Source organism: Bacteroides caecigallinarum (assembly GCF_021531075.1).
Taxonomy (GTDB): Bacteria; Bacteroidota; Bacteroidia; order Bacteroidales; family Bacteroidaceae; genus Phocaeicola; species Phocaeicola caecigallinarum_B.
This window is the reverse complement of the sequence record NZ_JADYTJ010000011.1, coordinates 61,062-72,689: the sequence shown is the minus strand read 5'-3', so window position 1 is coordinate 72,689 and position 11,628 is coordinate 61,062. Positions and strand designations below refer to the sequence as shown.

Sequence of the window (11,628 nt, the reverse complement as noted above, 5' to 3'; positions counted from 1 at the left end):
GAATAAAGTATTAACTTTGCTGACACAGTTTAATTTACATCTTCAAGGAGATAAAGTATGTTTCAATGAACATTTACTTTACCCCCTTTAACTCCAAATGAAGCAATAACTTACTGATTTCTTTAATCAATAATTATTTTACTTCAACAGATTCAACATATTTGTTTCCAAATCTGTCTGTCACTGTCACTTCAATGTTTTTTGCTCCTTTCGATGGTTTTACGGAGAAGAAACAATAATCATTTGCCTGCGGAGTTGTCCCTTTGGACTTTAAAGTACCGTCAGCATGGCTCCTGCTCAAGTACATTGTGTAATCAGGGTCAACTGAAGAGAACGGCTTCATTTCCCCTTTATTCTTTCCGTCTTCTTTCCATTCCACTTTCCAACCTTCATCCCAGTTCCATACCTTAACGCATAATTCATCAACATGGTTAGGGAAAGTTCCTATAGGATAAACCTTAATCTGATAATTTCTCGGCTTGGCCAAAGTCTTGTAATGCCACTGCAATCCAAGAGGAGAAGACTCAAACACCTGATAGCCCATAGGAGTCCCATCATAAGCATATTTACAATTGCCAAGCCACCACGCGCCACCTATAGAGGCAACCATGTGTTCCCTTACATTAGGACGTAACAATATGTTTGAATGAATATGTGTATGACCTGTAAGAATTGACACATCGTAATCCTTAAGAATATCCATCAGTTCTTCCGCACCTTCCAGTTTTTTGTCAATATAATAGATATAAGCCGGAGCATGCATTGCCACAAACACATGAGAACCCTTTGGTATGTATTCAATATACTTTCTCACCCATTGAAGCTGGTCGGACGTAATCCTTTCATCATATTTGCGATTCCCTTTGTAATCAATATTATCAAGAACTATATAATAATCACGTCCCATATTGAAAGCATAGTAATTAGGACCGAATGACTCTTTATATACAAGCTCGCTCTTCTTGTTGTCGCTGAAATACTCTTCATGGTCATGATTGCCTATGACAGGATATACGGGATAGCCCAAGGTTTTCAAGTCATCCTTGAACCTGCCATAAGTCTCCTGATTATCCCATACCAAATCGCCAAGCAGAATAGCCGCTACAGGAATGCATCTGTCCATGTATTCCTTTCCATAGTTTCTCAGGTCAGGCAGAGCCTCATTTTCCATTCTGAGATATGCAGTATCATTACCCGGCTGTGTATCGCCGACGGCAAACATGGTATATCTGCCTTGTGGGACGCTGTACTCGAAAAGTTCGAAATCATGTTTCTTTGCCGAAACCGACTTGTAAAAGCATGGTGTTCCTGTAGAATAAGAAGCCACATAGCCCGAAGGTGTCACAACATATACAAAATCAGATAAAGAAGTGTCTGTGTCAATTCTATAGTTACCAAGAGAATCTGTTGTAGTGAAGTTCACTCCATCCGTAACAACTACATCGCTTAATCCTTTTTTACCGCAAAAGACCTTGCCTGTTATTTCTTTTGAGCAAACATTTATACTGTTTGCCAAAAGAAACATACTTAAAAAATAAATATTACATTTCATAAACTATACTATTATATTATTTAGTTCTTTAGTTTTTGAGTTTATAAGTTTGTTATTGATTTGATAACCAAACAGGAATAAACTCAAAAAACCATAAACTTACTTATTCAACTGAAGAAGCTTAATATTATCAATAAACCAACGTTTATAAACCTTACTTCCGGTTGTATCCTCAGTATCACCCCAGCCGTCAGACTTTATGGTTATGCGAGTGTCTTTTGTAATTTCAACTCCTTCAATCTCAATGTCGGCATGAAGCCACTCAAGTTTATCAACAGTATCAACAAATGTATGTTCTATCGGTTCCAATTCCTTCACTTCATCTCCATTTGTGATATAAACAATGAGCTTCACAGGGTCGAACTTTCTTGAGCCACCGACCATAGGAGCCCAATCGAACGAAAGTGTCAGTTTAGCATCCTCCGGAACATTTTCTATTGAAGGCAGAGTAAGACCGGCCTGATAGTCTGTCTTACCAAACTTGAGATAACAATCCTGCAGATAAATAGCATGTCCCGGTATCTCTTCCAATCCATATCCACGAGCCAACAATGCTTCTGAAGCCAATTGTCCTTCAGCGTTCTTCGCCGTATATATTTGCGGAGCTTCACCTGTTCCATCATTCTCCACAGTCTGTCCGGCACCGCTATTCTCCGCCCATGGCTTCAACCATTCAAAATCATCAGCAAAGTATATAATCTCATATACTCCGTCATCCTGTATTGATTCAAGGACAATTCTTACAACAGGAGCCGCCGTTCCGGAATAATAACCTTTCAATATCACATAATGACCATTCAAATTGCTATAATCCCCGGAAACATCAACCAAAGAAACCGAGTTTGCAGCACCTTCTATTGTTATGACATTATTCAGGAATACTCCTCTCAAAGTAATATATTCCCTTTTGTCGGAAGTGTAGGAATCAATCTTGTCTGTAATGTCAACAGGTTGCGGATGATTTATTTCATGACCTTTGGACAACACAGTAACTTTATCGCAAATGATATTGGACAGCTTATATGTATCGGACTCTTTCGTTCCCATTATATATACTTCATCGCCAACCTCAACATTCTCGGATGTCTCAATGTAAATGTTACTGTCGAAAGAGGCACTTGTGACAATACATCCGCCAGTTGTCACCGCAGAGACATACGCGCCCGGGACTATAACTACTGTTCCATCTTCCAATGACAATACATCAGATACTGAATATTCCTTACAGTCGCGGTATTTGTCTCCATCCTGTGAGACCTTCACTTCTGCCCTGCTGGACAGAGTACTTCCTCTAAACACCACTGTAGCCTCTCTCGGATTGTCTATCGAACCATCTCTCATATTCTCAGACACGGATATCGTAACTTCCGTGGTTCCTGAACCTGTAGCCGGTGTAACTGTGACCCACTCTGGAATTTCCTCCATGTACCATTCCGCATCAGAGTAAACTGTTATTATTTTCTCAGTCGGATTCTGAGCAGAAAAAGTCAAGGAGCTCGTACTTGCGAGAACCGCACGCGCCACATTATCTTCTTCCTTACTACAACCGCAAAGTAAAGCAACCATGAGGCACAACGCCGGCATAAATATTTTATTTGTAAATTTCATAATAGCCTATATTATATTTTACACATATTATTTAGAAATCAAGACCATCATCCCATCCCGGATTCTGTGTCAGGTTCTTGTTTAAAGAACGTTCGTTGATAGGAATCGGATACAGATAATCACGCTCCTCGTTGAAACCGTTGCGTACTATGTCCTTATGGCGATACACATATCCGCTGTTATCGCCAGTAAGCGTAATGTCCTTACCTATTTCATAAACCAACACCCCTTCTCCGGCTTCAGGTTTGACGCCACCATTCGCATAAAGTATTACGTCCGCTTTTCCATCACCGCTCAAATCATATTCTCCGGGGCCTGGAAAATACATACCATAGATGTCCTGGTCAACGCACGCTCCGGCTTTCCAGCGTACCAAATCGTCGAAACGGAAACCTTCCTGCATAAGTTCGATGGTACGTTCGCGGCGTATTTCCAATATCACGCCTTTGTTGCTGCCTGTCACATTAGGATATCCATGTTCCTCAGACGAGAGATAACGGTCAGGATTGGCATTCGCCGCATCCATATCCAAGTGGGCATCGTTCATGCCTACACGGTCGCGCAGCAGATTAATGGATATATTCAGGTCTTCCTGATTCAATGTTCCCAATTCAGCCTTAGCCTCGGCATAGTTCAACAAGACTTCAGCATAACGATATACCGGAAGGTCGCAGGTAGAATAGCTCGGACGGTCCACATTTCCGCCACATGCTGTCGGATCTTGTACGAATTTAATAGGCTGATAGCCGGTAATGCTGGTCGATAAGTCCGGTGGAAGTACTGTAGTAGTACCGATACGAGTATATCCGGGAGTACGGATGCTCTGTGCCAGACGAGGGTCTCTGTCCTTGACCTCTTCAGCAAACTTCATTTCCTGCCAACCCTGTTTGTCGGTAAATCTGGTTCCATCTTTCATCAGATACGTATTCACCATCTTGCGTGTCAACCCCGGCTGTCCCTGAGTGGCAACCAACGCATGTCCGGTTGCATTGTGGTATATATGCAAACCGAAGTCGAAGTTAATGGCAAGGATATATTCGTCCGGATTGGCATTTTCCTCGGCAAAGAGCATCATGTAGTCACTTTCCGGATGTCCGGTGGAATACAACTTATAAGGACCATCATGCATAATCTCATAAGCCGCCTTAGCAGCCTGGTCAAGATAATAAGTATAATCGTTACCTTCCAAAGTCAAGTTGTGATACTTGCGGTAAGTTCCCTCGTAAAGGCAGAACTGAGCTTTCAGCGCCAACGCTGCCCAGCGGTTCACACGGTAAGGGCTGCTCGGCTCTTCTTCTCTGGTGGGAAGGTTATTAATGGCAAATTCAATGTCTTCTAACATCTTGGTCATGACCAATTCGCGCGAGTCACGCGGTTTGTAGAGGGCATCGTCAGAAGAACCCAACTCAACATCATACCAAGGCACATCGCCGAAACGTTTTACTTTTTCAAAATAGAAGTATGCCCTGAAGAATTTGGTAAGTGCTGTATATTTGGTTACGGCTGCCTTGTCCTCACATTTGTCTATATTAGCCAGGAGGGTATTCATCTTGCGCAAGTCCGTCCAGCTCCATCCTCCACCGGAGGCGGGAACAGTACGTTTGTTTCCTCCGATAATTTCGTCCGACAATTTCTGCTGCACATAAATGTCACTCTGGTCATCGTAAGGCGACTTGTCCAACAGATTATTGTAGAAACTGTTGCTGAAAAGCTGTAAATCGCTCTCTGTCTTGAAATAATCATCCTGAGAGATTTCACTTTTCGGGCTTAGGTCAAGCATACTGTCACATGAGGATAATCCCACCGAAAGGCTCAAAGCCGCTATAATAAATCGTTTCATATATATGTTTGTCTGTTAGTTGAATAATGATTAGAATGTGATGTCAACCCCGAACATGAATGTTTTCTGCCAAGGATAGTACATACGGTTGTAAGTGTCATTGCTGCGGTCGAAAGCTGATTCCGGATCAATGTATTTAGTATGCTTCTTCAGCGGCGACCAGTAGCATAGGTTCTCACCTGAGAAGTAGATACGTGCCTGCTCAACACCTATTTTCTTTGTAAGGTTCACCGGAATGGTATAACCTACAGTAAGATTCTTGAAGCGCAGGTAGCGAATATTCTGCAAGTAACGGTCATTAACCTTACTTAGAGGACCGGAAGTGGCTGAATATGCCATCGGGCGTGTAAAATATGCATCCTTATTGTCTTCTGTCCATACCTCATCCATGAAGTTCTTCTGAAGATAAGTCAGATACGGATAAGTATAAGCTCCCCAGAACTGTGCGGCATGTGAATCAGGATACCAATAGTGATTTCCAGTTCCTTGGAAGAATACAGATACGTCAAATCCATACCAGCGTAGGCTTGCGTTGAAACCGTACGAAAGACTTGGAAGAGAGTTGCCCAATATCTTGCGGTCTCCCGGATCATCCACAGAATTGCTGCCGATGTCCAATTTCTTGTTATCGTTCAAATCGACAAACTTAAGGTCACCTCCCTGCCATCCGCCGGTTATGCGGTTGTTGATATAGCTAAGGTCAACTTCCTTGGCGTATGCCTGCGCCTCTTCGGTAGTCTCGAACAGTCCGTCTGTCACGAATCCCCAAATTTCACCCAAACGCATGCCTTCGTAATAATCTTTGGCAAAAGTCTTGTCCTTGTTGTCGTATTTGGTGATGTAACTCTTATAGTCGCTCATGTTAGCCCCAAGGGTATATTCCACCGGACGTCCAGCAAGTTCGAACTGGTCTCTCCAGCTTACTGCTATTTCATATCCTCGTGTCTGCAGGTTGGCTGTGTTCATGTCCGGCACACTCGCTCCATATACAGCCGGCAGCTCGATACCATCGGTCAGCATGTTCAATGTGTTACGCACATATCCGTCCACAGTTATGTTCAGTCTGTTTTTCAACATTGTAAAGTCGAAACCCAAGTCCCACTGCTGGCTTGTTTCCCAAGTAAGGTCAGACGATACCGGCGCTCCCAATGTAGAGTACTTCGCCATCGAGCTGCCTTCGCCAAACGAATATCCGGCAAAACTACTCACTGTTACCAATCGCATGTAAGTGTAATACGACGATACATTCTGGTTACCCAGACTACCAAATGAGGCTCTCATCTTCATATTGTCAATATAAGGAGTCAGCGGTTTGAAGAATGGTTCCTCCGAGATACGCCAGCCCAATGAACCTGATGGGAAAAATCCCCAACGGCTTCCGGAAGCAAAGCGCGAAGTACCGTCATAGCGTCCACTCACTTCAAACAGGTAACGGCCCTTATAATCATAATTCAGTCGTCCGAAGAAACCGGCCAGCGCATATTCATTCTGAGCTCCATCTACTCCTGTCACCACCTCGCCTTCTTCATTAACTCCAACAAGGTTAAAATCGTCAAGCGAAGTGGAAGTCAGATTTTCACCGAAAGCCGAAATGTTTTTCAGTCGCATGGTCTCGTAGTTGAATCCGGCCACTGCTGTAAGATGATGCTTGTCGTTGAAAGTATAGTCAAAGTTGGCAAAGACATTTGCCGAATAGTAGTTGCGTGTATTCACCGACTCATCCAGGCGATTGGCTCCGGCACCCGTAGTATAATACTCCATTTCAGCATCAGGATATTCCCTGTAAGGGATATTGTTTGAGCGGCTGGTATTGCGTGTCTGATACAGGCGGTAAGTAAAGTCGGCAGTAAGGCTCAACGGTTTTATCGGCGTAATGACCAGACGGGTTGTATTCGAGAAATCATTCGTACGGTTCACATTACGGTGCGACCCTTCGCCAACGATGATATGTCGTCCGTTACCCACCTTATAGTCTATATAAGGAGTGCCGTAAAGCCATGAACCATCAGGATTCTTCATAGGGAAGCAGGCAAGAGCATGATTTGAGCTGTAAGCCAAAGTGTTCTCCACACTTCCGTCTCCCTGCGAAGTATATTGGGAGCCGTAAAAAGAAGTGTTGTTGGTCATTGTTGCCCACTTGTTGATACGGAAATCAAGTTTAGAACGCAGGTTATACTTGCGGTAAATATCGGGATTCATTCTCAGAATACCTTTCTGATAGTCATACGCTCCGCTCACCATATACTTCACGTCCTTATTCCCTCCACTGATAGAAATATTGTGCTGCTGTGTGGGATGTGTGTCATCGAACATCATTTCCCACCAGTCGTAGTTTCCATAATACACCCACTGGCGGCGTCCGTTTCTCATTTCTTCCACCACCCACGGACGGTCAGGATTCTCTGTTTTGTCGTTAACGCGTGCCAGCAACTGACGCATATCCTCGTCAGTATAATTAATATAGTTCTTACCGTTCTCCGCTTTACGGAAAAGGTTTACAGTATAAACAGACCAGTAACCTGTGTCTTCGTAGTCAGTCGATGTAGTAGGCGATTCCCAACCCAAACGGCCGCTGTAACGCACTGTAGCTTTTCCTTCATTTGCTGCACCAGATTTGGTCGTGACCAAAATCACACCAAATGCCGCACGCGCGCCATACACAGCTGCCGCCGAAGCATCCTTGATAACAGAAATAGACTCTACGTCATTGGGGTTAATACGTTCCAGTTCGCCCACCGCACCATCAATCAGCACCAATGGCTCCGCACTATTGATAGATGTGGTACCGCGCACATTAATTGAAGGAGAGCTTCCCGGTACTCCGGATGAAGTCGTAATGTTCAAACCAGGGACAGAACCTTGAAGCATATTGGTAAGAGAGTGAGAGACTCTGTTCTCCAAGGATTTGTTATCCACCATTGTCACGGCTCCCGTAAGGTTTACCTTTTTCTGAGTACCATAACCGATTACTACTGCCTCGTCCAACATGATGGCATCTTCCTGCATATATACCACTATATCATTTTGTCCGGGCTTCACCTTAACCTTCTCGGTGATATAGCCCACATAAGAGAAATTCAGAGTCGCTCCGGAGATGGGTATCTGAAGTTCGAAAACTCCGTTTATATCAGTCACACTTCCCCTGGAACTGCCTTCAATGCCGACTGTTACCCCGATAAGCGGTTCCTGCAAAGCATCCAGTACCCTACCTGAAATAGCTCTGTTCTGTGCCGACAAAGCGGAAGCACTGCCTGTCAGCAACAACAACAGCAAAAAAACATACGAATTGAAAACTTTCATAAATAGATATTTTGTTTAAATAGTAATTGAGTATTAAAAACTGAATTGACAGTCAAGCCCTTTTCCGGGTTTTACCACCATATTGGTAACCTCAAAGTTCACTTTACCTGATGTAATGCCGGCATCGCCCAGCTTTACCGTGATGGTATGTTTTGATTTCGGCTCAATGGTATATGTCCTGAAATATATCAGATTGGCGTCGTGCTCTCCCTTCTTAAGATAGAAAGGCAGGTCTGAATTGTTACGGACAACAAACTGTACACGTTTTTCATTCTTGTTTATCTTTTCGATGGTTACCGACTTTCCGAACAGTTCTCTCAGCCACTGTTCTTCACCGATAATCATATCCTTAAAGAATACTGCTGTCCTGCGGTTATCCAACGCCTCCCTGATGCCTTCCGGAGTACGTTCCTTGGCAAAAACCAATGTCATTGTACGGTGTTCACCCTTATTGAAGTCAATATTAGTCTGTATCGGTTGATGAATGTCGGATGTTCCTATCATAGTAAGTTTCTTGTCAAGACACCACTGCAACGCTTCCGGATAATAATGCTCACCGTTTGCCACCTCTATGCCCTGCATACATCCGTTATTGTACAACTCGGTATGTTCCTTCCACCATTTTGTTTCTTCCGGCTGCTGTGAGTCCCATCCCGGATGATTCCAGAAGATAAAGGCTTCCTGCGATTTGGCAGCCTGGAAAGCATCCTTATAGTCTTTGGTGTCCAACGGATTACTGTCTGTCAGGAATATGGCATTGTGATGTCCCGGAGCCATAGGACGGGTAATCTCGCTTCCTTTGATAACAATCACATCCTTATTCTTGGCATAATCCTTCATAATCTCGTACGAGCGGTTATGGTCGGCCTGTATGTCTTTCTTATGCGGCCTGTATTCGATATGCTCCGTGATGGCAATGGCATCCAACCCTTCGGAATATGCCTCGTCAACTCTCACAGTAGGCCAAACCAGACCATCTGAGAACACAGTGTGCATGTGAAAATCACATTTCAATGTTTGATACTTGTCAAGGTCCGGTATATCAATGCTTTTATCAACAACTTGTCCGAATCCCATTTGTACAATCCCGCATAAGGCGAGAGACAGAAAAAGTTTTTTCATAATCTGAGTCTTTTAGTTTTTATAGTTTATAGTTGTTTTTAAAAACGATAACCGTTTTAGCGGAGCCTGTACGCTTCGGTAGAGAACTCTTTGGGACGTTCCATCAACTCCGTCCATTCATGTTCGAACTCATCACGCACAGTAATGACGAGATCCGTATCGGCATCAACAGCTTTCACTTTGAAGAAATGTGTGAACTTTTCAGTAATGAAGCTAGGGGTAGATGTCAGTGTAGATGAGTTGAAACGTTTCACACTCAGAGCTGCCACATGCAGCGGGTCATACGCCCACACCTCTTTCGCCTCAAGCTTGTTGCCATTCTCATCGGTCACGTCCAATGTCCAGTTTGAATTCCAGTTCCAGATATTTATCAGTACCTCATTATTCGTGTTAACCGGGTAGGCGTCAACATAACGTTGAAACTTAGCCTTTACCGAAGCCGGCACACTTGCCGGCATCTGTGGAACATCGGCCAAAGAGAAACTCACATTGTTCAGGTCATAACTACGGAACTGATAATCCTCAGTCCATCCGGTTGATTTATATATCCATTCTATGTCTGTTCCGTTTACATCCCATATAGAGTATCCCCCCGGTGTTCCGTCAGGACTTATATGTACCCCGGGAGTTAAATGTCCTGACCACCACCATGAAGCACATATCGCACCTGCATTATGTTCGTAAACCTCCTGTCTGCCTGTCACGGCTGCTTCCGGAGTCACGTTAAAGCTCAGGTGAGTATGTCCGGTAACAAAATGCACCTTATATCCTTTCAGTGTATTCAGCAATTGTGTAGTGTTCAAAACATCGTGGTCCATCTTGAACCCTTCCGTCTCCGACGGATAGAAAACCTGTGCATGCATTACCACCACCAACGGAGTCGATTTGTCCACATAGGCCAAATCCTTGGCAAGCCAGTTCAACTGCTCTAAAGACACACGCTTCTCGTAGTCGCGAGAGGTTGTCCCATCGTAGTTGCTACAGTCAATGTCGTCCAACACTACATAGTGAACTTTCCCGATATTGAATGAATAGTACATAGGAGCAATGTAATCAGTGAAACGACTTCCTGCATCCTGATCGTCAGTAGATTTATAGTCATAGTCATGGTTACCTATGGTATGGAAAATCTGAAGCCCCTTTACCTGACTGTTTATTGTATTAAGATACTCAGGAAGGGCATAACTATTCGAATACCAGTACAAATCCCAAGTCATGTCGCCCAACGTGATGGCATACATCTTTTCATGCTGATGCAAGGTGCGGTAACTGTTCAAATCCTCAGTAAAGTTCATGAACTGTCCTAAGTCCCCCGTACGGTTGGCAAGGTGCATATCCCCCAGCATGAGCACCTTGTAGTCATCCTGTCCTTCTACAGCTGTAAGCGAGAAATCCACACGTTCCAAAGTGGTGGCATCCCCTCTCATTATTTTATAGAACTGAGGCAAAACTCCATTGGCAGGAACCTCATATCCTGAAGGTATGGAAATAAACACATATCCCCATTTCTTTTCCGATTCCAACTGATAGATACCGCGCTCATCAGTCACGCTTACCTCTATCCCATCCGAAACGACAACACCCTGCACCGGACTACCGTCTGCCGACACCACACCATAAACCGTAGTTCCGGCATCAGGTGTGAAATCCAAGTCCTCTACTATATTAATATATGTCTTGCTTATCAACTTCTTCCTGTTATCACGCTTGATATATAAGACGTAATAGCCGGTCTTTATCTCATTACTTAAACTTATGGTAAAACTATCTGCCGCTATAGACAGTATAGGACAAATATAAGAGATACCGTTTTCGGACTCCAATATAATATCATCTGTATCAATCAACGAACTTGTATTGGCACCCGCAAACGTATATTCCCCTCCTACACTTACCTCTATAAGAGAGGGGAGATCAAAGTCAATATCAAAACTATCTTTGATTTCATTCAAAGGTTCGCCACATCCTGAAGTCAATAAAATCAAGACCAAAAGCGACAGCACACTGCGCAACGAAACTGTTTTTAAGCAAAAATAATATTTACCCATACCTATTAATTAAAATCCAGCACAAAGATAGATATAGGTTAAAAACAGAGATATGAATACGTACAACGACAGCAAATGGTATTACAATATTAACTGCTATGAAACAATTCTGCAACATCAGTTGCATTACAAATACTAAAATCCGGGAGAACAATCAG

6 protein-coding genes are annotated in these 11,628 nt (G+C 43.5%); all 6 read right to left on the bottom strand.

Annotated features, from left to right (window positions below):
• Positions 1–133: 133 nt before the first annotated feature.
• The 6 genes from I6E11_RS05060 to I6E11_RS05035 all read right to left on the bottom strand — a co-directional run bounded on the left by I6E11_RS05060 (position 134) and on the right by I6E11_RS05035 (position 11,470).
• Positions 134–1,525, bottom strand: a complete 1,392-nt coding sequence (locus I6E11_RS05060; RefSeq protein WP_235336766.1) for a calcineurin-like phosphoesterase C-terminal domain-containing protein — start codon at positions 1,523–1,525, stop codon at positions 134–136.
• Positions 1,526–1,651: 126 nt separating this feature from the next.
• Positions 1,652–3,160, bottom strand: a complete 1,509-nt coding sequence (locus I6E11_RS05055) for a BACON domain-containing protein (protein ID WP_235336761.1) — start codon at positions 3,158–3,160, stop codon at positions 1,652–1,654.
• Between the two features lie 31 nt (positions 3,161–3,191).
• Positions 3,192–5,000, bottom strand: a complete 1,809-nt coding sequence (locus I6E11_RS05050) for a RagB/SusD family nutrient uptake outer membrane protein (protein WP_154044260.1) — start codon at positions 4,998–5,000, stop codon at positions 3,192–3,194.
• A gap of 30 nt (positions 5,001–5,030) precedes the next feature.
• A complete protein-coding gene (locus tag I6E11_RS05045) occupies positions 5,031–8,300 on the bottom strand; it encodes a SusC/RagA family TonB-linked outer membrane protein (RefSeq protein ID WP_204445515.1) in 3,270 nt (1,089 codons plus the stop codon).
• A 33-nt stretch (positions 8,301–8,333) separates the two neighbouring features.
• Positions 8,334–9,422: an Sb-PDE family phosphodiesterase gene (locus I6E11_RS05040; RefSeq protein WP_394800100.1), complete on the bottom strand. Its 1,089-nt coding sequence runs from the start codon at positions 9,420–9,422 to the stop codon at positions 8,334–8,336.
• A 56-nt stretch (positions 9,423–9,478) separates the two neighbouring features.
• Complete coding sequence (locus I6E11_RS05035; protein ID WP_235336759.1) at positions 9,479–11,470, bottom strand: calcineurin-like phosphoesterase C-terminal domain-containing protein; 1,992 nt, start codon at positions 11,468–11,470, stop codon at positions 9,479–9,481.
• Positions 11,471–11,628: the final 158 nt, after the last annotated feature.